General features: G+C 65.6%; 24 protein-coding genes. 13 read left to right on the top strand and 11 right to left on the bottom strand.

The genetic code is table 11. The annotated features are described in order from the left end of the window. From zapE to ACT4OC_RS19205, 3 genes are all read right to left on the bottom strand, one after another. A partial coding sequence (gene zapE / locus ACT4OC_RS19215) for a cell division protein ZapE (protein WP_444840610.1) occupies positions 1 to 480 on the bottom strand: 480 nt, incomplete at its 3' end. Positions 481 to 701: 221 nt separating this feature from the next. Continuing rightward, positions 702 to 1,238: an RNA 2',3'-cyclic phosphodiesterase gene (thpR, locus tag ACT4OC_RS19210; protein ID WP_444840609.1), complete on the bottom strand. Its 537-nt coding sequence runs from the start codon at positions 1,236 to 1,238 to the stop codon at positions 702 to 704. Positions 1,239 to 1,399: 161 nt separating this feature from the next. Next, positions 1,400 to 2,035 carry an arylesterase gene (locus tag ACT4OC_RS19205; protein ID WP_444840611.1) on the bottom strand — a complete coding sequence of 212 codons (636 nt, stop codon included), beginning with the start codon at positions 2,033 to 2,035 and terminating at the stop codon, positions 1,400 to 1,402. Between the two features lie 55 nt (positions 2,036 to 2,090). Here ACT4OC_RS19205 and ACT4OC_RS19200 point away from each other — a divergent pair, with 55 nt between their 5' ends. Both ACT4OC_RS19200 and ACT4OC_RS19195 read left to right on the top strand, forming a co-directional pair. Continuing rightward, positions 2,091 to 2,804: an ABC transporter ATP-binding protein gene (locus ACT4OC_RS19200; protein WP_444840608.1), complete on the top strand. Its 714-nt coding sequence runs from the start codon at positions 2,091 to 2,093 to the stop codon at positions 2,802 to 2,804. Further along, positions 2,801 to 5,374 carry an ABC transporter permease gene (locus tag ACT4OC_RS19195; protein WP_444840607.1) on the top strand — a complete coding sequence of 858 codons (2,574 nt, stop codon included), beginning with the start codon at positions 2,801 to 2,803 and terminating at the stop codon, positions 5,372 to 5,374. Before ACT4OC_RS19200 ends, ACT4OC_RS19195 begins: the two co-directional genes overlap by 4 nt. Before the next feature lie 52 nt (positions 5,375 to 5,426). On the opposite strand, the gene ACT4OC_RS19190 is transcribed toward ACT4OC_RS19195, so the two are convergent. Next, complete coding sequence (locus ACT4OC_RS19190; RefSeq protein ID WP_444840606.1) at positions 5,427 to 5,642, bottom strand: hypothetical protein; 216 nt, start codon at positions 5,640 to 5,642, stop codon at positions 5,427 to 5,429. Here ACT4OC_RS19190 and ACT4OC_RS19185 point away from each other — a divergent pair. Both ACT4OC_RS19185 and ACT4OC_RS19180 read left to right on the top strand, forming a co-directional pair. Further along, positions 5,641 to 6,432, top strand: a complete 792-nt coding sequence (locus tag ACT4OC_RS19185; RefSeq protein ID WP_444840605.1) for a Bax inhibitor-1/YccA family protein — start codon at positions 5,641 to 5,643, stop codon at positions 6,430 to 6,432. The genes ACT4OC_RS19190 and ACT4OC_RS19185 overlap by 2 nt on opposite strands. Before the next feature lie 83 nt (positions 6,433 to 6,515). Beyond that, the gene (locus ACT4OC_RS19180) at positions 6,516 to 7,052 is read left to right on the top strand and encodes a GNAT family N-acetyltransferase (RefSeq protein WP_444840604.1); all 537 of its coding nucleotides are present in this window, start codon (positions 6,516 to 6,518) and stop codon (positions 7,050 to 7,052) included. 1 nt (position 7,053) lies between these two features. Here the strand turns inward: ACT4OC_RS19180 and ACT4OC_RS19175 are convergent, their stop codons facing one another. The 3 genes from ACT4OC_RS19175 to acnA all read right to left on the bottom strand — a co-directional run bounded on the left by ACT4OC_RS19175 (position 7,054) and on the right by acnA (position 11,582). Beyond that, positions 7,054 to 7,425 (bottom strand): DUF2794 domain-containing protein, encoded by a 372-nt coding sequence (locus tag ACT4OC_RS19175; protein ID WP_444840603.1) that lies wholly within the window; start codon positions 7,423 to 7,425, stop codon positions 7,054 to 7,056. A 509-nt stretch (positions 7,426 to 7,934) separates the two neighbouring features. Next, positions 7,935 to 8,696 carry a DUF1223 domain-containing protein gene (locus tag ACT4OC_RS19170; protein WP_444840602.1) on the bottom strand — a complete coding sequence of 254 codons (762 nt, stop codon included), beginning with the start codon at positions 8,694 to 8,696 and terminating at the stop codon, positions 7,935 to 7,937. 165 nt (positions 8,697 to 8,861) lie between these two features. Next, positions 8,862 to 11,582 (bottom strand): aconitate hydratase AcnA, encoded by a 2,721-nt coding sequence (gene acnA, locus ACT4OC_RS19165; RefSeq protein WP_444840601.1) that lies wholly within the window; start codon positions 11,580 to 11,582, stop codon positions 8,862 to 8,864. Between the two features lie 226 nt (positions 11,583 to 11,808). Between acnA and ccmA the strand changes: the two genes are divergently transcribed. From ccmA to ACT4OC_RS19140, 5 genes are all read left to right on the top strand, one after another. Further along, on the top strand, positions 11,809 to 12,411 hold the full coding sequence (gene ccmA, locus ACT4OC_RS19160) for a heme ABC exporter ATP-binding protein CcmA (RefSeq protein ID WP_444840600.1): 603 nt from the start codon (positions 11,809 to 11,811) through the stop codon (positions 12,409 to 12,411). Continuing rightward, complete coding sequence (gene ccmB / locus ACT4OC_RS19155; protein WP_444840599.1) at positions 12,408 to 13,076, top strand: heme exporter protein CcmB; 669 nt, start codon at positions 12,408 to 12,410, stop codon at positions 13,074 to 13,076. Before ccmA ends, ccmB begins: the two co-directional genes overlap by 4 nt. 75 nt (positions 13,077 to 13,151) lie before the next feature. Then, positions 13,152 to 13,943, top strand: a complete 792-nt coding sequence (locus tag ACT4OC_RS19150) for a heme ABC transporter permease (RefSeq protein ID WP_444840598.1) — start codon at positions 13,152 to 13,154, stop codon at positions 13,941 to 13,943. A gap of 2 nt (positions 13,944 to 13,945) precedes the next feature. Beyond that, positions 13,946 to 14,122, top strand: a complete 177-nt coding sequence (gene ccmD / locus ACT4OC_RS19145; RefSeq protein WP_444840597.1) for a heme exporter protein CcmD — start codon at positions 13,946 to 13,948, stop codon at positions 14,120 to 14,122. Next, positions 14,122 to 14,706, top strand: a complete 585-nt coding sequence (locus tag ACT4OC_RS19140) for a DsbE family thiol:disulfide interchange protein (protein ID WP_444840596.1) — start codon at positions 14,122 to 14,124, stop codon at positions 14,704 to 14,706. The genes ccmD and ACT4OC_RS19140 overlap by 1 nt, the downstream gene beginning before the upstream one ends. 136 nt (positions 14,707 to 14,842) lie before the next feature. On the opposite strand, the gene ACT4OC_RS19135 is transcribed toward ACT4OC_RS19140, so the two are convergent. Beyond that, positions 14,843 to 15,445: a septation protein A gene (locus ACT4OC_RS19135; RefSeq protein ID WP_444840595.1), complete on the bottom strand. Its 603-nt coding sequence runs from the start codon at positions 15,443 to 15,445 to the stop codon at positions 14,843 to 14,845. A 41-nt stretch (positions 15,446 to 15,486) separates the two neighbouring features. Beyond that, the gene (gene ftsY, locus ACT4OC_RS19130; protein ID WP_444840594.1) at positions 15,487 to 16,431 is read right to left on the bottom strand and encodes a signal recognition particle-docking protein FtsY; all 945 of its coding nucleotides are present in this window, start codon (positions 16,429 to 16,431) and stop codon (positions 15,487 to 15,489) included. 48 nt (positions 16,432 to 16,479) lie between these two features. On the opposite strand from ftsY, the gene ACT4OC_RS19125 reads away from it, so the two are divergent. Next, positions 16,480 to 17,181 (top strand): RluA family pseudouridine synthase, encoded by a 702-nt coding sequence (locus ACT4OC_RS19125; protein ID WP_444840593.1) that lies wholly within the window; start codon positions 16,480 to 16,482, stop codon positions 17,179 to 17,181. Between the two features lie 102 nt (positions 17,182 to 17,283). Further along, the gene (locus tag ACT4OC_RS19120) at positions 17,284 to 18,411 is read left to right on the top strand and encodes a DUF2336 domain-containing protein (protein WP_444840592.1); all 1,128 of its coding nucleotides are present in this window, start codon (positions 17,284 to 17,286) and stop codon (positions 18,409 to 18,411) included. 108 nt (positions 18,412 to 18,519) lie between these two features. Here ACT4OC_RS19120 and mtaB read toward each other — a convergent pair whose 3' ends face one another. Together mtaB and dapF are read right to left on the bottom strand one after the other, a co-directional pair. Continuing rightward, the gene (gene mtaB / locus ACT4OC_RS19115; RefSeq protein ID WP_444840591.1) at positions 18,520 to 19,779 is read right to left on the bottom strand and encodes a tRNA (N(6)-L-threonylcarbamoyladenosine(37)-C(2))-methylthiotransferase MtaB; all 1,260 of its coding nucleotides are present in this window, start codon (positions 19,777 to 19,779) and stop codon (positions 18,520 to 18,522) included. A 1-nt stretch (position 19,780) separates the two neighbouring features. Then, on the bottom strand, positions 19,781 to 20,653 hold the full coding sequence (gene dapF / locus ACT4OC_RS19110; protein WP_444840590.1) for a diaminopimelate epimerase: 873 nt from the start codon (positions 20,651 to 20,653) through the stop codon (positions 19,781 to 19,783). A gap of 205 nt (positions 20,654 to 20,858) precedes the next feature. On the opposite strand from dapF, the gene ACT4OC_RS19105 reads away from it, so the two are divergent. Together ACT4OC_RS19105 and ACT4OC_RS19100 are read left to right on the top strand one after the other, a co-directional pair. Then, a complete protein-coding gene (locus tag ACT4OC_RS19105) occupies positions 20,859 to 21,605 on the top strand; it encodes a GyrI-like domain-containing protein (protein WP_444840589.1) in 747 nt (248 codons plus the stop codon). Then, positions 21,602 to 22,318, top strand: coding sequence for an SIMPL domain-containing protein (locus ACT4OC_RS19100; RefSeq protein WP_444840588.1), 717 nt, complete (start codon positions 21,602 to 21,604; stop codon positions 22,316 to 22,318). Before ACT4OC_RS19105 ends, ACT4OC_RS19100 begins: the two co-directional genes overlap by 4 nt. Positions 22,319 to 22,456 lie beyond the last annotated feature (138 nt).

Below are 22,456 nucleotides of genomic sequence, written 5' to 3'. Positions count from 1 at the left end.
CAGCTCCTTGAACAGTCGCCCGAGGATCGTCGCATCCGCGATATATCGCACGAATAGCTCATCGAAGCAAAGGAGGCGGGTCTCGGCGGCGAAGGAAAGCGCGACCGGACGTATCGGATCGCCTTCGTGCGTGGCTCGGGCGATCGCCAGCCGGTCGTGCACGTCGGCCATGAAGGCGTGGAAGTGTACGCGCCGCTTCGGGCCGAAGGCGACCGTGTCGAAGAACAGATCCATCAGCATGGTCTTGCCGCGGCCGACCTCACCATGGACGTAGAGCCCGCGCGGCGGCGGCTCGCCCTTGTCGGCGAACAGCCGGCCGAACAGGCCCTGCTTCTTGACCGGCGTGTAGCCGCCTAGCCGATCCTCCAACGCCGCGAAGGCTTGCGCCGCGGCTTGCTGCGCCGGATCGGCCTCGATCGCACCGGAAGCGATGAGGGCCTTGTAATGGGCGTGGAAGGTGGCAGGCGGGGTCGAGAGCATGGCCCTCTTTCCGCCTCAGCGCGCGGCAAATTGCAAGCGGGGAATCGGGTGGAGGGGTATGCGCTCTTCTCCTTCGCCCCGCTCTTGCGGGGAGAGGGTCGGGGTGAGGGGCTGCTTCCGCAATCACGTTGAAAGACGGACTCGTGGAGAGTCCCCCTCACCCGCAGCGCATTGTCATGCGATCCGGCCTCTCCCCGCACGCGGGGAGAGGCGAAGAGACCCTACGCACTCAGCGCGTAGGAATCCTCGACCACATACGGGCCGCCGCCGCTGGAGGCGCGGGAGGAGAACAGCACGAAGCGCGAGGCGAGGAAGCTCTTGCTCGGGAAATAGCCGCGCACGGAGAGATAGTCGGCGACGTCCTGGCTGGAGGCATCGTACAGCCGCGCCAGCGTCACATGCGGCGTGAACTTGCGTCCCTCCGGATCGAGGCCGAGGCGCTGCATCAGCCGCTCATGCTCGGCCTGCAGCTCGATCAGGGGCCGGGTCGGCTCGACCGCGGCGACCACTGCGCGCGGCTTCCTGCCGCCGAAGCTGGTCAGGCCCTGCAGGCGGACCTCGAACGGCTTGCGGTTGACGCGAAACAACATCGAGGCGATCTCGTTGGCGTACATGCCGTCGATGTCGCCGATGAAGCGCAGGGTAACGTGATAATTTTCGGGGTCGATCCAGCGGGCGCCCGGAAGGCCGCCTCGCAAGCTGGAAAGCGTCTGGCCGATCTCGGCCGGGATTTCCAGTCCAGTGAACAAACGCGGCATCGTAATCACTCCCGATGCTTGGACACATCAGCGGAGAGCCCGCGTCATGCCCCAAACCAGAGACCGGCGAATCACCGATGTCCAACTTCTACCCGACTTATGTGACCGTGCGAAGCGTAACACGTTAACGACCCGGAAACTTGCGGGGAGTTGTCCCGTGTTCAGCTGCGCTGCCCGGCGATGGCGCCGAGAAGTGCCTCCACACTGGGCAGAATGCCCTTGACGATGAGATCGACACCTTCGGCGGTCGGATGGATTCCGTCGGTCTGGTTGAGCCTTGCCTCGGCCGCCACGCCTTCGAGGAAGAACGGATAGAGCGGAACGTCGAATTGCCTCGCCAGTTCCGGGTAGATCGCATTGAAGCGGGCCGCATAGTCCGCGCCGTAATTCGGCGGCGCCAGCATGCCGCAGAGAAGTACGGCGATCTTGCGAGCCTTCAGCCGCGTCAGGATGTCCGAGAGCGCCGCGCGCGTCACCTTCGGGTCGGTGCCGCGCATCGCATCGTTGGCGCCGAGCTCGACGATGACGGCCTCGGTTCCCTCGGGGATGGACCAGTCGAGCCGGTCACGCCCGCCCGAAGCGGTATCGCCGGATACCCCGGCGTTGATCATGTCCACCTTTATGCCTTTGGATTCCAAGGCCTTTTGCAGACGGACCGGGAACGCCTGGTTGGCCGGCAGGCCAAGTCCCGCGGTCAGGGAATCCCCGAATGCGACCATCTTGACCGGCTTGCCCGGAGCCTGCGCAAGGGCCTGCCCCGTCATCAGGAAAGCCAGAATCAACACGATGATGTGCACGACGTTCGCAAAGCTCCCCTCGACCCCACGGGCCGAAGTGCCATATGACCCACCCATGGACAGCCTCATCGAACCCTCGTCTTTGACCGGCACCGACACCATTGCCATCGACAACGTCAACCTCTCGCTCGGCTCGGGCGCAGCGCGCGTGCACATCCTCAAGGATATCTCCCTGCGCGTCGGATCGGGAGAAGCGCTGGGCCTGATCGGCCCCTCCGGATCGGGCAAATCCACGCTGCTGATGGTGATGGCGGGACTGGAGCGTCCCGATAGCGGAGAGGTGGTGGTGAACGGCACGGCGTTCAATGCCCTCGGCGAGGACGACCTGGCGCGCTTCCGCGGCCGGCAGGTCGGCATCGTCTTCCAGTCGTTCCATCTGATCCCGACCATGACGGCGCTGGAGAATGTCGCAGTCCCCCTCGAGCTCGCCGGCCATGCCGATGCGGCGGCGCGCGCGGCAGCGGAGCTGGAATCGGTCGGGCTCGGCCACCGCCTGCATCATTACCCGACGCAGCTTTCCGGCGGCGAGCAGCAGCGCGTGGCGCTGGCGCGGGCGCTGGCGCCCGATCCTGCGATCCTCGTCGCCGACGAGCCGACCGGCAATCTCGACGAGACCACCGGCAAGCAGATCGTCGACCTCCTGTTCTCCAAACATGCCGAGCGCGGCATGACCCTGGTGCTGGTGACGCACGACAGCGGGCTTGCGCAGCGCTGCGACCGCGTGGTGCGGCTGCGCTCCGGCCGCATCGACGGCGGATACGGCGCGTGACCACCCTCGCCGACGAGACCGCCTACCAGGCGCGCACCTCTGCGCTCGCGTTCCGCTACGCCTTGCGCGAATTGCGCGGCGGCTTGCGCGGCTTCTACGTCTTCATCGCCTGCATTGCGCTCGGCGTGATGGCGATCGCCGGCGTCGGCTCGATCGCCGCCAGCCTCGGCGATGGCCTCGCCCGCGAGGGCCGCAAGCTGCTCGGCGGCGACGTCGCCTTCTCGATGATCCAGCGCGAGGCGAAGCCGGAGGACGTCGCCTTCCTGCGCACGCGCGGAGACCTCTCCGTCGCCGCGACCCTGCGCGCCATGGTGCGCGCCGGCGACGGCAAGCTCGCCCTCGTCGAGATGAAGGCGGTGGATGCCGCCTATCCGATGCTCGGCGCGCTGACGCTGGAGCCGAAGATGCCGCTCGCTGAGATTCTGGCCGAGCGCGACGGGGCGTTCGGCGCCGCGGTCGATCCGACGCTGCTGGCCCGGTTCGACCTCAAGCTCGGCGATCGCGTCAACGTGGGCAACGCGACGTTCCAGCTGCGCAGCGTGGTGAGCAGCGAACCGGACAAGCTCGCGGTCAATGTCGGCCTCGGCCCGCGCTTCCTCGCCAGCGAAGCGGGCCTGCGCGCTACCGGGCTGCTGCAGCCCGGCAGCCTCGTGCGCTGGATCTACCGCGTCAAGCTGCCGGACGTTGCGGCCAACGATCGCTCCGCCGCCGCCCTCATCGCGGATGCCCGCGCCGCCGCGCCGGAAGCGGGCTGGGAAATCCGCAGCCGCGCCAATGCCTCGCCGCAGCTGGAGCGCACCATCAACCGGTTCACCCAGTTCCTGACGCTGGTGGGACTTGCCGCGCTTCTGGTCGGCGGCGTCGGCGTCGCCAACGCCGTGAAGAGCCATATCGACCGCCGCCGCGAGGTGATCGCGACCTTCAAGGCGGTCGGCGCCACCGGCCGCGACGTCTTCACCATCTACACCACGCAGGTGATCGTGCTGGCGGCGCTCGGCTCCGCGATCGGCCTCCTCGCCGGTGCGGCGCTGCCCTATCTGATCGCCGGCCTGTTCGGGAAGATCCTGCCGCTGCCGATGGAGCCGGCGCTGCATTTCGACGAGCTGTCCTTGTCCTTCGTCTACGGCCTTCTTACCGCGCTCGCCTTCGGGCTGTGGCCGCTTGGCGGCGTGCATGACGTGCCGGTGGCAGCGCTGTTCCGCGAGACCGTCGCCGGTGTCTGGCACCGGCCGCGCTGGCGCTACATCGCGCTGATGGCGGCGGTCATCGCGGCGCTGGTCGGCGTCGCGATCGGACTTGCCTATGACAAGCGCGTCGCCGGCATTTTCGTAGCGGCCTCCGTCGCGGTGTTCGTGCTGCTGCGCGCCATTGCGGCCGGTCTGATGGCGCTGGCGCGCAGGATGCCGCGCAGCCGCATCACCATGCTGCGGCTTGCGATCTCCAACATCCACCGGCCCGGCGCCCTGACGCCTTCGGTCGTGCTGTCGCTGGGACTGGGACTCGCCGTGCTCGTCACCATCACCCAGATCGACGGCAATCTGCGCCGCCAGTTCCTGGCCGCGCTGCCGGAACGGGCGCCATCGTTCTACTTCATCGACATCCCCTCCTCCGAGTCCGAGCGCTTCGGCGCGTTCCTGAGGCAGGTCGCAGCGGATTCGACCATCGAGGAAGTGCCGATGCTGCGCGGGCGCATCGTCGCCGCGCGCGGCGTCAAGGCCGAGGACCTCAAGCCATCGCATGACACCGAATGGGTTCTGCAGAGCGACCGCGGCCTGACCTATACCGGCGAGATCCCGAAGGGTTCGAAGATCGTCGAGGGCGAATGGTGGAGCGCCGACTATCAGGGCCCGATCCTGGTCTCGCTGGAAAAGAAGATCGCCGACGGCCTGAAGCTCAAAATCGGCGACGAGATCGTCGTCAACGTGCTCGGCCGCGACATTCCGGCAAAGATCGCCAACCTGCGCAACATCGACTGGCAGGGGCTCGGCATCAATTTCGTGCTGGTGTTCTCGCCCAACGCCTTCAAGGGCGCCCCGCACAGCCATATCGCGACCCTTAGCGAGGCCCATCACGATGCGACGGGCGATGCCAGGATCATCAAGCAGGTGGCCGACGCCTTTCCGATGGTGACGAGCGTGCGGGTCCGCGAGGCGCTGGAGACGATCGGCAACGTCGTCACCAACCTCGCGCTCGCCATCCGGGGCGCCAGCGCCGTCACCCTGATCTCAGCCATCATGGTGCTGGGCGGCGCACTCGCCGCCGGCCATCGCCACCGGGTCTATGACGCCGTCATCCTGAAGACGCTCGGCGCCACTCGGGTCCGGCTGCTCGGGGCCTATGCCCTGGAATACCTGATGATCGGTTTCGCCACGGCGATCTTCGGCGTGATTTCGGGCTCCGTCGCCGCCTGGTTGATCGTGACCCGGCTGATGACGCTGACTTTCGTCTGGCAGGCCGGCAGCGCGGCGGCGGTGGTGGCGGCCGCACTCCTCGTCACGGTCGGGCTCGGGCTCGCCGGCACGCTGCTGGCGCTGAACCAGAAGCCCGCCACAGTCCTGAGGAATTTGTGACAAAGTGAAGCGGGCGCCTTGCGGCCCGTGCTTTCCGCCAACAACTTCAGGGTTAACCCGATTTCAGCCTGAATTCTCGACGCAGAGCGACATTCAGCCGCGCATAGAAGCTTGCTTTGAATGTGTTAGTTTCCCACATACCAACCAAGCCGGAAGCGCCGTTTGGTGACACGACTTTAATGTCGGCAGACGGCGGGTTTCCGGGATAGATTTCTTTCCGGCGGCGCAGCACGCGGTTGCCGGAATCAACCAACGGGAATTCGACCATGTCGGACCTAGACCGTAACTATGCATCTCCCTTCGGCCGGGCCGCCGGGCGCGTCGATACCGCGGCCGTCGATGCCGGCCTGCGCGCCTACATGCTGCGCATCTACAACTACATGAGCATCGGCCTCGCCATCACCGGCCTGGCGGCGCTCGGCGTCTATATGGCCGCCGTCACCCCCGACCAGGCCGGCGCCGCCGCCCGGTTTGGCAAGGAGTTCCTGACGCCGTTCGGCTACGCGATGTATGTCAGCCCGCTGAAGTGGCTGTTCATCCTGGCGCCGCTGGTCATGGTGTTCGCTATCTCGTTCGGCATCAACCGGCTGAAGCCCGCAACTGCCCAAATGCTGTTCTGGGCGTTCGCGGCGCTGATGGGCGTCTCGCTGTCGTCGATCTTCCTGGTGTACACCCACACCTCGATCGTGCGCGTGTTCTTCATCACCGCGGCGACCTTCGGTGCGCTGAGCCTGTGGGGCTACACCACCAAGCGTGACATCAGCGGGATGGGCTCGTTCCTGTTCATGGGCCTGATCGGCATCATCATCGCCAGCCTGGTCAACCTGTTCCTGGCGAGCTCGATGCTGCAGTTCATCGTGTCGGTCATCGGCGTGCTGGTGTTCGCCGGCCTCACCGCCTGGGACACCCAGCGGCTGAAGAACGACTATATCTACGGCTACGCCGCGCAGGGCGGCGACATTGCCGAGCGTGCGGCGATCTCCGGCGCACTCTCGCTCTACCTGAACTTCATCAACCTGTTCACGCTGCTGCTGCAGCTGCTCGGCCAGCGCGACTAAGCGCCGACTGAGCGAAACAGATCGAAGCCCCGGCCGTGAGGCCGGGGCTTTTCTTTTGCCGCGGGCAAAAATACTGTCTGGCCATGCCCGCCCTTGAAATCAGGCCGACGATCGAGGCCGACCTTCCCGCCATCACCGAAATCTACGAGTACGCGGTGCTCCACGGCACCGCGACGTTCGAGCTGATCCCGCCCGACCTCGCGGAAGTGACGCGGCGTTTCCGCGCGCTTGTCGACGGCGGCTACCCCTATTTCGTCGCCACGCTCGACGGCAAGGTGGCAGGCTACGCCTATGCCGGCGCTTACCGGCCGCGGCCGGCCTATCGCTTCACCGTGGAAAACTCGATCTACCTGCGGCCCGCCAACCACCGCCGCGGCATCGGCTTGCGGCTGATGCACCGGCTGATCGAGGAATGCGAGAAGCGCGGCTATCGCCAGATGATCGCTGTGATCGGCGATTCCGCCAATGCCGGGTCGGTCGGAGTGCACACCGCGTGCGGCTTCCAGCTGGTCGGGACGCATCCGAATGTCGGCCTGAAGTTCGGCCGCTGGCTCGACACCGTGATGATGCAACGCGCCCTCGGCGAAGGCGCGACGACGGTTCCTGCCGTGCCGGTGTGAGTCACACCACCGCGAGCTTGCGGTCGATCACGAGCAGCACGCGCTCGAGCTCGTGGCCTCGGCGCAGGATCAGGCCGGTGGCCGAGATCACGCTGTACATGCCCTGCTTGCGCGCCAGGCGCGGGTCTTTCTCGATACGGTAGAGCGGCACCTCGGTGGAGCGGCGGAACACCGAGAACACGGCGCGGTCTTTCAGGAAATCGATGGCGTAGTCGCGCCATTCGCCGTCGGCCACCATGCGGCCGTAGAGATTGAGGATGCGGTTCAGTTCGAGGCGGTTGAAGGTCACACGATTGGGCGGCGGATTCGCAGCGGCAGGTCGCGCCGCTGCGCGAAGCTCGCTTGGATCGGTGTCCTCCGAAATCATGCTCATGGAGCGCCTCCTGTAATCGCCATGACGATCCTGTTCCGAAAACCGATGCCCGCTTTGCGCTACGCGGCCCGTCGGGTCGGGATCGTCATGCAGGCGACATGATTGCGCCGACTGCGCCCTGCCGCAAGGGGCGCTCGACAAATACCTCCGGCGCGGGCGATCGGCCGCAAACCCGCAAAAAGACGGGTCACGGGATCGTTAGGCCGATCTTATTGCTGCCCCACTTCCGCCAACCGCCCGCCGCGGCCACTTGAGATAGATGATTCTGCGTTGACCCGGTCCTTTCGGTTCCGGATTCCTCAGCCCCCAGCCCCCCGGGGCCGTCGGGATCGGGTCTATCGCACCGGGGTTACAATCCCCGAGACTGGGCCAACGAAAGTTGGTCCTTTTCTTTTTTGGCGGTCGTCTGCGGCCGTGCGTCAGCCGCCGACCCTCGTCTTCCAGCAGACTGCAGCAGCACGGAGCGCGGTTCCCGCGGCCCCTGCCAGCGAATTGAAATTACCGGCCGGTTAATGCAGCGCCGTGAACGCCGCGCCCAGCATCGGACCAGGCTTGTCGCGACTGCCGTCCTGGACCAGCACGGCCGCAGCATCGATGCCCTCGCGCTTCACGCTGTCGAGCGGCACGGTCCAGCTGCCGGCGCTGCCGTTGAAGTCGCCGACCTTGAGCAGGTTGCGTACCACGTTGTGATAGACGACCTCGCGCCCGCGATTTTCGCCGCGGCCGATCGAGATCGGCACCGCTTTCGAGATCGCGCACAGCCAGACCTCTCCGCGCACCGGCGTCGACTCGTTGCCGGCTGCAACCGATACCGTGATCTGCTTGCCCGACAACGACATCGTCACGGGAAGCCACATCACCTTGCCGGCCTTGCCGGTGTCCTTGATGGCGCCTTCGATGCGGGCGCGATCGCTGCCGATGACATGCGCCGCGCCGTTGACGACGACCTGCGGCGTGTAGACGTCGCGATCGCCGCGCATGCGCGAGTAGGCCTTCTGTCGCGCGCTGAAACGGGAGTCCGCCAGCGTGTCCTTCCAGCCGAGATAATCCCAGTAATCGATCGGCAGGCTCAGCGCGATCACGGACGGATCCCTGGCAAGCTCGCCGAGCAACTTGTCGGCCGCCGGACAGGACGAGCAACCTTGCGACGTGAACAGCTCGACCACGGCCTTCGGCTCGGCATGGGCGGGGCGGATGACAGCGACGATGGCGCAGACGCCGAGCGCGCCGGACCAGCGCGAAAGGAAACGATAGGCCATTAACGCTGTCATAGGGCAGTCCGGGGTTTCTGCATCGCCAAAATGGTTACCGTGGTTGTACGGGCAGCTCGTGCCCCAGAACGAGCGAAGGCGGCCCCTTGATAGGCCGCCTTCCTTCTACCTGCCACTCACTTCGCAGTGAGCCATGGGTAACAAGTCATGGATCGCAACGCCGCGTCAGGCCGCGAGCCTGCGCAGCACGTAGTGCAGGATGCCTCCGTTGCGGTAGTACTCGAGCTCGTCCAGCGTATCGATGCGGCAAAGCAGCGGCACTTCCTGCCTGGAGCCGTCGGCCGAGGTGACTTCGGCCGTCAGCGTCTGGCGCGGCTTGAGACCGCCCTGCAGCCCGCGGATGGTCACCGTCTCGTCCCCCTTCAGCCCGAGCGACGACCACGATGCGTCGTTCTCGAAGGTGAGCGGCAGCACGCCCATGCCGACCAGGTTGGAGCGGTGGATGCGCTCGAAGCTCTGGCAGATCACCGCACGCACGCCGAGCAGGCGCGTACCCTTGGCCGCCCAGTCGCGGGAGGAGCCGTTGCCGTACTCGGCGCCCGCAAACACCACCAGCGGCACGCCCTCTTCCTGGTAGCGCATCGCCGCGTCGTAGATCGACATCTGCTCGCCGTCGGGCCAGTGCTTGGTGAGGCCGCCTTCCGGGATATTTCCGTCGGCGCCCTTCAGCATGAAGTTCTTGATGCGGATGTTGGCGAAGGTGCCGCGCATCATGACTTCATGGTTGCCGCGCCGCGTGCCGTACTGGTTGAAGTCGGCCGGACGCACCTGGTGCTCGCTGAGGAACCTGCCGGCGGGCGAGGTCAGCTTGATCGAGCCGGCCGGCGAGATGTGGTCGGTGGTGATCTTGTCGCCGAACATCGCCAGGATCCGCGCGTCGACGACGTCGCTGATCGGCTCCGGCTGCTTCTTCATGCCCTCGAAATAGGGCGGGTTCTGCACATAGGTCGAGCTCATGTTCCAGCGATAGGTCTCGCTGGCGGTGGTCTTGATCTTGCGCCAGTTGGTGTCGCCCTTGAACACGTCGGCATAGCGCTTCTTGAAGATCGAGGCCGTCACGAATTTCTTCATGAAGGCGTTGATCTCCTTGGTGGTCGGCCAGATGTCCTTGAGGTAGACCAGCTTGCCATCCTTGCCGGTGCCGATCGGCTCGACCGCGAGATCCCTCGTCACGGTGCCGGCAAGCGCATAAGCCACGACCAGCGGCGGCGAGGCGAGATAGTTCGCCTGCACGTCCGGCGAAACGCGACCTTCGAAATTGCGGTTACCGGAGAGCACGGCAGCGGCGACGATGCCGTTGTCGTTGATCGACTTGGAAATCTCCTCCGGCAGCGGGCCGGAATTGCCGATGCAGGTGGTGCAGCCGAAGCCGACCAGGTTGAAGCCGACCTTGTCGAGATCCTTCTGCAGGCCGGAATTGGCGAGATATTCCGCGACCACCTGGCTTCCCGGTGCGAGCGAGGTCTTCACCCACGGCTTGGCCTTCAGGCCCTTGGCGGCGGCGTTGCGCGCCAAAAGGCCCGCGCCGATCAGCACGCTCGGATTTGACGTGTTGGTGCAGGACGTGATCGCCGCGATCACCACGTCGCCATGGCGGAGACTGAAGTCGCGGCCCTCGACCGGATAGCGCTTGTCGGCATCGTCGGGCTTCTTGTACTCGCTGGAGAGCGCGGTGGCGAAGCCGGTGGACACCGACGGCAGCGCGACGCGGCCCTCGGGGCGCTTCGGTCCGGCCATCGACGGCACGACGTCGGCGAGGTCGAGCACGAGCGTCGCCGTGAATACGGGATCGGCCGACTTGGCGGTGCGGAACAGGCCCTGCGCCTTGGCATAGGCCGAGACCAGTGCGACGCGATCCGCCTTGCGGCCCGACGTCTTGAGATAATCGATGGTCGCAGCATCGACCGGGAAGAAGCCGCACGTCGCACCATATTCCGGCGCCATGTTGCCGATGGTGGCCTTGTCGGCGACCGAGAGATGGTCGAGGCCGGGGCCGAAGAACTCGACGAACTTGCCGACCACGCCCTGCTTGCGCAGCATCTGCGTGACCGTCAGCACGAGGTCGGTGGCGGTGACGCCTTCCTTGAGCTGGCCCTTGAGCTTGAAGCCGACGACTTCCGGTAACAGCATCGACAGCGGCTGGCCGAGCATGCAGGCTTCCGCCTCGATGCCGCCGACGCCCCAGCCGAGCACGGCGAGACCATTGACCATGGTGGTGTGCGAATCAGTGCCGACCAGCGAATCCGGATAGGCGACCTCGAACGTGCCGGTCTTCTTGCCGACCGTCAGCTTCTCCTTCCTCGTCCAGACGGTCTGGGCGAGATATTCGAGATTGACCTGGTGGCAGATGCCGGTGCCGGGCGGCACCACGGAGAAATTCGAGAACGCCTTCTGGCCCCACTTCAGGAACTCGTAGCGCTCCTGGTTCTGCTTGTATTCCTCGACCACGTTCTTGCCGAAGGCCTTGTTGTCGCCGAAGAAATTGACGATCACGGAATGGTCGATGACGAGATCGACCGGCACCAGCGGATTGATCTTCTCGGCATCGCCGCCGAGCTTCTGCATGGCGTTGCGCATGGCCGCGAGATCGACCACCGCCGGCACGCCGGTGAAATCCTGCATCAGCACGCGCGCCGGGCGGAAGGCGATTTCATGCTCGAGCTGGCGCTTCTTCAGCCACTTGCCGACGGCGACAATGTCGTCCCTGGTGACGCTGCGGCCGTCCTCGTTGCGCAGCAGGTTCTCCAGCACGACCTTCATCGAATAGGGGAGTTTCGAAATCCCCTTCAGACCATTCTTCTCGGCGGTGGGCAGGCTGTAATAGACATAGGTCTTGCCACCGACCTTGAGGGTCTTGCGGCATTTGAAGCTGTCGAGAGAGGTCATGGCAGGAAATCCCAGTTGATCATGATACCCGGCGAGGGTATTTGAGCACCGTCAGAAGGGCGGGGTTCGAATGGCTTGCAGACGCCGGTCCGGTGCTGCATCAAGGTTCGGGCTTATAGAATCTTTCTAGATGCGCCGCCACACCGACTATTGTGCTGCAGCAATGCGCCAGCAAAAAATTACGGGACGGTAGCCTCAGGTATTTTGAGGGCTGTGAAAGGACGACATGCGGCTGTCGGGGCGCGGCTTGAAATGTGTGCGGGGCGGCCGTGAGGTGTTTTCCGGCCTCGATTTCGAGGCCGTGGCGGGCGAGCCGCTGGCCGTGGTCGGCCCCAACGGCTCCGGAAAAACCTCGCTCTTGCGGCTGATCGCCGGCCTGTTGCACCCCGCCGGGGGCTCGATCGAGCTTGCGGGCGGCGATGCCGAACTGACCCTGCCCGAACAGGCGCATTATCTCGGCCATCGCGATGCGCTGAAGCCCGCGCTGTCGGTGATGGAAAATCTTTCCTTCTGGCGGGATTTTCTCGGTGGCGAGGCCGGCGATGCCGCGGCGAACCTCGCCCGTGTCGGCATCGAGCACGCCACCCATCTGCCGGCCGGGTTTCTTTCCGCCGGCCAGCGCCGGCGGCTCTCGATCGCGCGGCTGCTTTCCGTGAAGCGGCCGATCTGGCTACTGGACGAGCCGACCACCGCCCTCGATGTCGCCGGCCAGGCCGTGTTCGCGGGCCTGATGCGCGAGCATCTCGCCGGTGGCGGAATGATCGTCGCCGCCACCCATGCCCCGCTTGGCATTGAGGCGCGCGAACTGCGGATCGGAGGCGCGGCATGACGGCGCTTGGCGCGCTGATGCGGCGCGACATCCGCATCGCGCTGCGCGTCGGCGGCGGGGCGCTGATCGGCGTATTGTTCTTCCTCATTGTCGTGGTGTTGATGCCGTTCGCGATCGGGCCGGATCTGCGGCTGCTGACCCGGCTGGGGCCTGCGATCCTCTGGCTCGGAGCGCTGCTGGCCAGCCTGTTGACGCTGGATCGCCTGTTCACGGCCGATCACGACGACGGCTCGCTGGACCTGATCGTGATGAGCCGCACGCCGCTGGAACTCGCCTGTGCGGCGAAGGCGCTGGCGCACTGGCTGGCCGCCGGCCTGCCCTTGATCGTGGCAACCCCGGTGCTGGGCCTTTTGCTCAACCTCGACGTCGAGGCAACGGCCGCGGTGGCGCTGACGCTGCTGGTCGGCACGCCCGCCCTGACCTTTACCGGCATGATCGGCGCGGCGCTGGCGGTGACGCTGCACCGGGGCGGGCTGCTGCTGGCGGTCCTGGTGCTGCCGCTGTCGGTGCCCGTGCTGATCTTCGGCGTCGCCGCCTCGCAGGCCGTGATCGTGGGGCCGACGCCGTTTGGAACCCCGTTCTCGATCCTCTGCGCGATCTCGCTGGTGAGCTTGGTGGTCGGACCGTTTGCCGCAGCCGCCAGCCTCAAACATGGCCTCGACTAACTTGATACCGATCAACTTTAATCGAGGTGTTTCAGGCAGATTGCGCGCCACTGCCGCCGCCCTTATCAGGATGCCATGACGCTGCTCGACCTCGCCAATCCGACGCGCTTTCTGTCGCTGACCGCGCGCGTGCTGCCATGGCTGGCGGCGGCGACCGCGATCCTGCTTGCGGTCGGGCTCTACCAGTCGGCCCTTGCGCCGGACGACTACCAGCAGGGCGCGACCGTCAAGATCATGTTCATCCACGTGCCCAATGCGTGGCTGTCGATGTTCGTCTGGGGCGTGATGAGCATTGCCTCGCTCGGCACGCTGGTGTGGCGTCATCCGCTCGCCGACGTCGCGGCAAAGGCCGCCGCGCCGATCGGCGCCGCCTTCACCTTCCTCGCGCTGGTCACGGGCTCGTTGTGGGGGCGGCCGATGTGGGGCACCTACTGGGAATGGGACGCGCGGCTCACCTCCGTGCTGATCCTGTTCCTGATGTATCTCGGCCTGATCGCGCTGTGGCGCGCGGTCGACGATCCCTCGCGCGCGGCGCGCGCCGCCGCCGTGCTGACGCTGGTCGGGGCCATCAACCTGCCGATCATCAAATTCTCCGTCGACTGGTGGAACACGCTGCACCAGGGCGCCTCCGTGATCCGCATGGGCGGACCGAGCGTGGATAGCTCCTTCCTGATTCCGCTGCTGGTGATGGCGGTTGCGTTCTCGCTGCTGTTCGTCACCCTGCACCTGGCAGCGATGCGCAACGAGATCTTGCGGCGGCGCGTCCGCAGCCTGCAGATGATGCAGGCCGCTCGCGTAGCGTTTTCAAGCGAAGTGGGTACCGGTTCGCGTGAAGAAAACGCGTCAAACAAAATAGGGGCGGCGTGACGATGTCGCTCGGGCCCTACACCTCTTTCATCATGACGTCGTATGCGCTGGTCGCTGTGGTCGTGTTGCTTCTGATCGTCTGGATCGCGGTCGACTACCGCACCCAGAAGGCGCGCCTGCGCGATCTCGAAGCCAGCGGCGTCACGCGGCGCTCCGGCCGCGGCGCGACGGAAATCTGATGGGCACGCAAGCAGGCGAGACCTCTCCACCGACCCGGCGCTGGCTGGTGATGCTGCCGCTGATCGGGTTCGGCGTGATTGCCGCGCTGTTCCTGCTGCGGCTCTACAGCGGCGATCCCTCGAAGATTCCCTCCGCCCTGATCGGGCGGCCGGCGCCGCAGACTGCGCTGCCGGCGCTCGAGGGATTGTCGCGCGATGGCGCGGCGGTGCCCGGGCTCGACCCCTCGATATTCAAGGGCAGGGTCAGCCTCGTCAATGTCTGGGCATCCTGGTGCGTGCCCTGCCACGACGAGGCGCCGCTGCTCACCGAGATGGCCAAGGACAAGCGGCTGCAGCTCGTCGGCATCAATTACAAGGACGTGCCGGAAAATGCGCGGCGCTTCCTCGGCCGCTACGGCAATCCGTTCTCGGCGGTCGGCGTCGACAGCAACGGCCGCGCCTCGATCGAGTGGGGCGTCTACGGCGTGCCGGAGACCTTCATCGTCGGGCGCGACGGCACGATCGTCTACAAGCTGGTCGGCCCGATCACGCCGCAGAATCTCGATCGCGTGCTGAAGGTAGAGATCGAGAAGGCGCTGAAGTGACGACGTAGTCGTCATTCCGGGATGGTCCGAAGGACCAGACCACCGATGCGCAATTGCGCATCTGGGAAGCTCGAGATTCTCAGGGGCGCAAGGGCGCCCCATAGTTCGATGCTGCGCATCGCCCCGGAATGACGACCTACCCCTTGCTGACGTCGCCGGCTTCCGCCTCGCTCGTCTCCAGCGAGGCCGGGTCCAGGTGATAGCGCTTGATCAGCGGCATCTGCGTGATCGCAAACAGCATGGTCAGCGGCACCATGCCGAAGACCTTGAAGGCAACCCAGAAATCGGTCGATTGGGTGCGCCAGATGATCTCGTTCAGGACCGCCATCGCAAGGAACCACAGCGCCCAGCGCATGGTGAGAATGCGCCAGCCATGGTGCGTCAGGTTGAACATCTGGTCGAACATGATGGCGATGAAGGAGCGGTTGAACAGCAGGCCGCCGCCGAGCGCCGCCGCGAACAGCGTATAGACGATGGTCGGCTTCATCTTGATGAAGGTCTCGTCGTGCAGGATCAGCGTCAGCGTGCCGAACACGATGACGACGACGGCGGTGACGATCGCCATCATCGGAACGTGCCGCGTCACCATGTAGGACGCGACCATCGCGATCACCACCGCCACCATGAACGCGCCGGTCGCGGCGAACAGGTTGGCCTTGGAGTTGACGAAGAAGAAGATCAGCAGCGGACCAAGCTCGGTTGCAAGCTTGAACAGCGGATGCGGCTTGGTTTTGTCCATTACGTGACCTTTGCTTCCGTCATCACCCGCGAAGGGGAAATCTACGACTCGATCCCCGCGATCGCCTTGGCAAAATCGCGCGCCGTGAACGGCGCGAGATCGTCGATGCCTTCGCCGACGCCGATGAAGTGCACCGGCAGTTTGTGCTTCTCCGCCAGCGCCACCAGGATGCCGCCACGCGCGGTGCCGTCGAGCTTCGTCATCACGAGGCCCGTGACCCCTGCGGTACGCTGAAACGCCTCGACTTGCGACAGCGCATTTTGCCCCACCGTGGCGTCGAGCACGAGCAGCACCGCATGCGGCGCCGTGGCATCGACCTTCCTGATGACGCGCACGATCTTTTCGAGCTCGTTCATCAGCTCGGACTTGTTCTGCAGCCGCCCTGCGGTGTCGATCAGGAGCACGTCGACGCCCTGCTCCTTCGCTGCCGTCAGCGCATTGAAAGCAAGGCTCGCGGAATCCGAGCCCTGCGCGCCGGCAACGACCGGCACCTTGTTGCGCTCGCCCCAGACTTTCAGCTGCTCGATCGCGGCTGCACGAAATGTATCGCCCGCAGCCAGCATCGCCTTGCGGCCTTCACTGGTGAATTTTGACGCCAGCTTGCCGATCGTCGTGGTCTTGCCGGAGCCGTTGACGCCGACGACCAGAATGACGAACGGCTTTTTCGCTGCATCGATCTCCAGCGGCTTTGCCACCGGCGCGAGCACCTTCTCGACTTCGGTGGCGACGACGCTCTTCACTTCGTCCGCCGAAATCGCCTTGTCGTAGCGTCCGGCGCCGACGGCATCCGCGATGCGCACGGCGACCTCGGTACCGAGGTCGGCGCGCAGCAGCACATCCTCGATGTCGTCGAGCATGGCGCGGTCGAGCTTGCGCTTGGTGACGAGGTCGGCAACGGCGGACCCCAGCGAACTCGACGTCCGCTTCAGTCCGCTGGACAGCCGCTTCCACCAGCTCAATTTGGGTGTGTCTTCGGTTTCACTCATTGGGGCGCTGTGTTAGCCGTTTCGCCAGACAAACGAAAGTCTCGACAAGTGCTCGATGTTCCCGAACTGACCGCGGACGAAATTGTGGCGCGCGTGCTTCACCGCGACGGGCTGATGCTTGTCATCGACAAGCCGGCCGGCCTGCCGGTGCATCGCGGTCCAAAGGGCGGACCGAATCTCGAGGCCTCGTTCGATGCGCTGCGTTTCGGGCTGCCGCGGCCGCCGGTGCTGGCCCACCGGCTGGACAAGGACACCTCCGGCTGCCTCGTGTTGGGGCGGCACCGCAAGGCCACCGCCTCGCTCGGCCTCTTGTTCAAGCACGGCAAGGTCGAGAAGACCTATTGGACGGTGGTCGAGGGCGGACCGGCAGAGGACGAAGGCGTCATCGACCTGCCGCTCGGCCGGTTGAACGCCGAACGCGGCTGGTGGCAAAAGCCGGATCCCGAAGGACAAAAGGCCGTCACCAACTGGAAGGTGCTCGGCCGCGGCGATGGCCTCGCCTGGCTCGCGATGGAGCCGGTCACCGGCCGCACCCATCAGCTGCGCGTGCATGCAGCCACGATGGGCTGGCCGATCGTCGGCGACAACATCTACGGCAACGGTCCGCGCTTCGGCGAGCCGCGCCTGCATCTGCATTCGCGCGCGATCGGCGTGCCGATTTCGAAGAACAAGCCGCCGGTCCACGTGGTCGCACCGGCACCGGCCCATATGCATCAGCGGCTCAAGGCCTGCGGCTGGAACGGGGAGTAGTTCCCCCGAGGCGCGGCCATCTGATGGTTTACGAAACGTTCAGGCCCGTCCTGTAGAGATTCGGGTTGCTTAGAACAAGCACCCGTCAGCTCTGGATGAGCAATGCCACCCGCTGGGCAAGCGATAATCGCTGAAATCGAGGCTGCGATCGGCGGCGGCTCGGCTGCAAAATGCATCGAGACCGCACGGCGTGTCACCGATCTCTTCCTGCTATCCGCGGGGAGCTTCAACGACGAACAGGTCGAGCTGTTCGACGGCGTGCTCGAGCGCCTGGTCAGGACGATCGAGCTGCGATCGATCGCGGATGTCGGCGCGCGCATGGCGCTGGCTGACTTGAGCGCGCAACTGGCGCCGATTGCGCAAGCGCCCGCGACCGTCATTCGTCAGCTTGCCCGTAACGACGAGATCGGCATCGCCGCGCCCGTCCTGCAGGAATCGGCGCGTCTTGGCGATGAGGACCTGATCGATCTGGCGAAGACCAAGGGCGAAAAACATCTGCTGGCGATCTCCGGGCGCTGGTGGCTGAAGGAGATCGTCACCGACGCGCTGCTTGCGCGCCGCTTTCCGAGCGTCAGCCGCCGCATCGTGGCCAATCCGGGCGCGCGGGTGTCCGCCGACGGCTTCGCCATCATCGTGACGCAGGCGGAAGATAATCCCGACCTTGCGGTCGAGGCCGGCATCCGGGCCGACCTGCCGCCGGACCTGCGGCGGCAGCTTCTGGACAAGGCGACGGACGCGGTTCGCAACAAGCTGCTGTCCCGCGCGCCGCCGCATTTGTTCGAGGAAATCCGCGACGCCATCGCGACCGCCGCCGCCAGCGCCGACCGCGAAATGTCGAAGGTGCGCGATTTCACCGCGGCAAAGCGTCTTGCTGCGCAGCTGAAGGAGAAGGGGGAACTCACCGAAGCCGTGCTGTCCCGGTTCGCCAGGCAGAAAAAATACGAGGAGACGGTTGCCGCACTCGCGGAGCTCTCCAGCTCCACCATCGACGTCATCCGTCCCCTGATGCAGAGCCTGCGCGACGACGGCCTCCTGGTCGCCTGCAAAGCCGCGGGGCTGAGCTGGGAGACTACCGCCGCCGTGCTGGAATGCCGCTATTCGACGGGTTCACCCGGTGCAGCTGAACTGGCCAGGGCAAAGAGCCACTTCGCCGGCACAACGGTCGAGAACGCGCGGCGCATGCTGACGTTCTGGCAGGTGCGATCGACCGCGCCAGCGCGCGTGAACTAACAGTTGTCGTCACCCGCGAAGGCGGGTGACCCAGTATTCCAGAGACGTTTGTGATTGACCGATAAGCCGCGGCGTACTGGGTCGCCCGGCCAAGCCGTGCGACGACGGTCATTGTGTGTTAAGCCGCGCACCATCGTGGCCGGCAATCGCCAGTCTCTTCACGGAACCGACTACTTCTCCCGCAATCGCCACCGGCACGAAATGCTCGGTTCGGCCAGCCGTCGCGCTTTCGATCAAAACCTCGCGCACCGCACAAATCTCGGTTTCCAGCCGCTTGCGCAGCGCCGCCTCGCCTGTTGCGCGCAGTCGCTTCGCGCGTTCCCTGATCTCGCCGCCCGCGACTTGCGGCATCCGCGCCGCCGGCGTGCCGGGGCGCTTCGAGTAGGGGAATACATGCAGGAAAGTGAGGCCACATTCCTCGACCAGATCCTGCGAGCGGGCAAACATCTCTTCCGTCTCGGTCGGGAATCCGGCGATGATGTCGGCGCCGAGCGCGATGTCCGGCCGCAGCCGCCGCACCTGCGCGCAGAAGTCGATCGCATCCTGCCGCAGATGCCGCCGCTTCATCCGTTTCAGGATCATGTCGTCGCCCGATTGCAGCGACAGATGCAGATGCGGCATCAGCCGCGCATCGTCGGCGATGACGTCGAGCAGATCGCGGTCGGCCTCGATGGAATCGATCGACGAGATGCGCAGGCGCTTCAGCTCGGGCACGTGTCGCAAAATCTGCTTCGTCAGCATCCCGAGTTTTGGCGCGCCGGGCAGGTCCGTGCCGTAACTGGTGAGGTCGACGCCGGTCAGCACGATCTCGGCGTGGCCGCGCTCGACCAGCACGCGCACCTGCTCGACCACGGCGCCCATCGGCACCGAGCGCGAATTGCCGCGGCCGTACGGGATGATGCAAAAGGTGCAGCGGTGGTCACAGCCGTTCTGCACCTGCACGAATACGCGCGGCAGGCCGCGCTGAAAGCCGTCGACCAGATGCGGCGCCATCTGCTTCACGGCCATGATGTCGGTGACGGCGATCTTGTCGCTGACGATGCCCGTATCGAATGCCGCGCGCGCATCGCGCCAGGCATCGCTCCGCATCTTGTCGTCATTGCCGACGACGCGATCGACCTCGGCCATGTCGGCGAACATCTGCGCCTGCGTCTGCGCCGCGCAACCGGTGACGACGATGCGCGCGTCGGGGCGCTCGCGCCTGAGGCGGCGGATCGACTGCCGCGCCTGCGCCACCGCCTCGTTGGTGACGGCGCAGCTGTTGATGACGATGGTGTCGGACAAGCCCGCGCGATCGACCTCGCGCCGGATCACCTCGGATTCGAATGCGTTGAGCCGACAGCCGAAGGTGACGATCTCGATGGCCATATCAGGCGACGCTGGCGAACAGCGCCGGATCGAACCTGCCCTCGTATTCGAACTCGGCGGTGCCGGTCATCAGCACGTGGTCGTCGCGCTCGCGCCATTCGATTGCGAGATCGCCGCCGGGCAGCGTGATCGTCACCGTGCGGTTGGTGCGCTTCAGCCGTGCGGCGGCAACCGCCGTCGCGCAGGCGGCCGAGCCGCAGGCCTTGGTCAGCCCAGCGCCGCGCTCCCAGGTGCGGATGGTGATGTGGTCGCGATCGACGATGTGGGCGAGCGTGATGTTGGCGCGCTCCGGGAAGATCGGGTGGTTCTCCAATAGCGGACCGAAGCGCTCGAGGTCGTAGGCGTTGACATCCTCGACCCAGAAGATCGCGTGCGGGTTGCCCATGTTCACCACCGAGGGCGAATGCAGGATCGGACTATCGATCGGACCGATCTGCAGCTCGATGTAGCGCGTGTCGCGGAACTCTTCGGCGAGCGGAATGTCCTGCCAGCCGAACTTCGGCACGCCCATGTCGACGGTATAGAGATCGGGCCGCGGGCCCTGCCAGCAATTGAGCAACCCTGCCTTGGTCTCGAAGGTCGCGCTGGTCTGGCCGGTCTTTTCGAAGACGCGGCGCACCACGCAGCGCATGCCGTTACCGCAGGCGCCCGCCTCCGAGCCGTCATTGTTGTAGATGCGGATGAACGCTTCGGTGCCGGGAGCCAGCGGGCGCTGCAACACCATCATCTGGTCGTAATGCACCCCAGTGGGCGATGCCACCGCGCGAGCCTCTTCGGCCGTGACCGTTGCCCTGGAATCGCGCAGGTCCACGACAACGATCTCGTTGCCGACACCGTTCATCTTGGCAAATGCGTGGTTGGCCAGCGCGCTCATGGAACGACCCGAATTCTGCCTGCCTTATATGGCGAAAGAGTTGCCATTGGAAAGTAGCAGCGCGGGGCTGTCATGACGCATCTGTCATGGGACGGACGCGAGCCTTGCGTGTTAGGAATGCAACGACTTCGGAGGGCATGAGATGGGCGCGCCCGCCATTGGACGCTCCCTTTTGAACGCTCCTCGGGACATGGAGACCACCGAAATGCAGCTTTCCTGCGCCTTCCGCCTGGTCCTGGCCGGCCTGATCGCCGCGGCCGTCCCGATCGGCGCGGTACTGGCGCAATCCCCGGCCCCGAGCGCCTCTCCGACCCCGGCTCCCGCGGCCTCGCCGAGCCCGGCTCCGACCGCAAGCCCGACATCGCAGGCTTCGCCGGCCCCGGCCCCCTCGGCCAGTCCGACGTCCTCCGCAAGCCCCTCGCCCGCCCCGTCATCGCCGCCCGCTGCCGCGCAAACCCCGGCCACGCCGCCACCGGCGGCCGCGCAGGCCGCCGATCCCTTTGGCGAGGCGATCACGCTGGAGGCCAGGAAGGTCGTGACCATCAAGGGCAACGCCAACTGGGATTCCGCGTTCGAGACCCTGATCGATGCCTTCAAGGCGCTCGCGGCCCTGCTCGACAAGCAAGGCATCAAGCCGGCCGGCAATGCGCTGATCGTCTATACCTCGACCGACGATACCGGCTTCACCTTCATCGCCGGGATTCCCGTCGGCCAGGACGTGAAGGGTCTCGGAAAGAACATGAGCATGGGGCAGTCGCCCGAGGGCAAGTCGCTGAAGTTCGTCCATCGCGGGTCCTACGACAACATGGACAACACCTATGAGGCGATCACCAATCACCTCGACGAGAAGCGGCTGGAGGCGAAAGACCTGTTCATCGAGGAATACATCACCGACCCGCTCAAGACCGCGGAGGACAAGCTGGTGATCAACGTCTATGTGCCGCTGAAATGACCAAGCATCTTTTCGCGCGCGCTGCGGCATTCGCAGCCTTCGCACTCATCGCGCCGCCTGCCTCGGCGCAGAACAGCCCGCCGCCGGCGATTTCCGTCAGCGGCGAGGCGAATGTGTCGGTTGCGCCTGACCTCGCGCAGGTCGACGGCGGCGTGACCTCGGAAGCCAGGAGCGTGCGCGAGGCGTCGGAGGCCAACAACGCCGCCATGGGCAAGGTGCTGCTGGCACTGAAGGGCGCCGGCATCGACGAGAAGGATTACCAGACCTCGCGCCTGTCGCTGCAGCCGCAATATGCGCAGCCGGGGCCGAACCGCAGCGGCCCGCCGCAGATCACCGGTTACCGCGCCAGCAATCGCGTGATCATCAAGGTGCGCGACGTCACGAAAGTCGCCAGCGTGATCGACACGCTGGTCACGGCGGGCGCCAACGAGATCGGCGGCATCAATTTCGTGGTGACGCAGGCCTCCAAGGCGCTGGACGAAGCACGCACCAGGGCCGTCGCCGACGCACGCCGCAAGGCCGAGATCTACGCCAAGGCCGCGGGCGTCTCGCTCGGCGAGCCGATCAGCATCAGCGAGGAAGGCACCGCGCCGCCGCCCGTGTTCCGCAGCAAGATGGCCGCGCCGATGGCCGCCTCTCCGCCGCCGGTCGCACCGGGCGAGGAGCTGCTGTCGATCACGGTCAATGTGACCTGGGCGATCAAGGGGCAGTAGCCCCGCCGTCATTGCGAGGAGCGAAGCGACGAAGATTCCATGGGGGAGTGGATAGCGACCGAGTCTGAAGCCAGACTGAGGTTGCTGAAACCACTCAACCTGGAGACAACGATGTTGCTCGATCATCCTTCCGACGGA

The organism is Bradyrhizobium sp., from assembly GCF_052389815.1.
Taxonomy (GTDB): Bacteria; Pseudomonadota; Alphaproteobacteria; order Rhizobiales; family Xanthobacteraceae; genus Bradyrhizobium.
The sequence above is the reverse complement of the archived record's forward strand: the minus strand, read 5'-3'. Positions and strand labels throughout refer to the sequence as shown.

Excerpts from the sequence above, each read along its gene's own strand:
- ACT4OC_RS19105 (WP_444840589.1), top strand. The coding sequence starts at position 20,859 with ATGCAGCTTTCCTGCGCCTTCCGCCTGGTCCTGGCCGGCCTGATCGCC.
- ACT4OC_RS19175 (WP_444840603.1), bottom strand. The coding sequence starts at position 7,425 with ATGAGCATGATTTCGGAGGACACCGATCCAAGCGAGCTTCGCGCAGCG.
- ftsY (WP_444840594.1), bottom strand. The coding sequence starts at position 16,431 with ATGAGTGAAACCGAAGACACACCCAAATTGAGCTGGTGGAAGCGGCTG.
- ACT4OC_RS19120 (WP_444840592.1), top strand. The coding sequence starts at position 17,284 with ATGCCACCCGCTGGGCAAGCGATAATCGCTGAAATCGAGGCTGCGATC.
- ACT4OC_RS19200 (WP_444840608.1), top strand. The coding sequence starts at position 2,091 with ATGGACAGCCTCATCGAACCCTCGTCTTTGACCGGCACCGACACCATT.
- ACT4OC_RS19185 (WP_444840605.1), top strand. The coding sequence starts at position 5,641 with ATGTCGGACCTAGACCGTAACTATGCATCTCCCTTCGGCCGGGCCGCC.
- acnA (WP_444840601.1), bottom strand. The coding sequence starts at position 11,582 with ATGACCTCTCTCGACAGCTTCAAATGCCGCAAGACCCTCAAGGTCGGT.
- ACT4OC_RS19190 (WP_444840606.1), bottom strand. The coding sequence starts at position 5,642 with ATGGTCGAATTCCCGTTGGTTGATTCCGGCAACCGCGTGCTGCGCCGC.
- ACT4OC_RS19135 (WP_444840595.1), bottom strand. The coding sequence starts at position 15,445 with ATGGACAAAACCAAGCCGCATCCGCTGTTCAAGCTTGCAACCGAGCTT.
- ACT4OC_RS19100 (WP_444840588.1), top strand. The coding sequence starts at position 21,602 with ATGACCAAGCATCTTTTCGCGCGCGCTGCGGCATTCGCAGCCTTCGCA.
- ccmA (WP_444840600.1), top strand. The coding sequence starts at position 11,809 with ATGCGGCTGTCGGGGCGCGGCTTGAAATGTGTGCGGGGCGGCCGTGAG.
- ACT4OC_RS19170 (WP_444840602.1), bottom strand. The coding sequence starts at position 8,696 with ATGACAGCGTTAATGGCCTATCGTTTCCTTTCGCGCTGGTCCGGCGCG.
- ACT4OC_RS19140 (WP_444840596.1), top strand. The coding sequence starts at position 14,122 with ATGGGCACGCAAGCAGGCGAGACCTCTCCACCGACCCGGCGCTGGCTG.
- thpR (WP_444840609.1), bottom strand. The coding sequence starts at position 1,238 with ATGCCGCGTTTGTTCACTGGACTGGAAATCCCGGCCGAGATCGGCCAG.
- mtaB (WP_444840591.1), bottom strand. The coding sequence starts at position 19,779 with ATGGCCATCGAGATCGTCACCTTCGGCTGTCGGCTCAACGCATTCGAA.
- ACT4OC_RS19180 (WP_444840604.1), top strand. The coding sequence starts at position 6,516 with ATGCCCGCCCTTGAAATCAGGCCGACGATCGAGGCCGACCTTCCCGCC.
- ccmB (WP_444840599.1), top strand. The coding sequence starts at position 12,408 with ATGACGGCGCTTGGCGCGCTGATGCGGCGCGACATCCGCATCGCGCTG.
- ACT4OC_RS19150 (WP_444840598.1), top strand. The coding sequence starts at position 13,152 with ATGACGCTGCTCGACCTCGCCAATCCGACGCGCTTTCTGTCGCTGACC.
- dapF (WP_444840590.1), bottom strand. The coding sequence starts at position 20,653 with ATGAGCGCGCTGGCCAACCACGCATTTGCCAAGATGAACGGTGTCGGC.
- ccmD (WP_444840597.1), top strand. The coding sequence starts at position 13,946 with ATGTCGCTCGGGCCCTACACCTCTTTCATCATGACGTCGTATGCGCTG.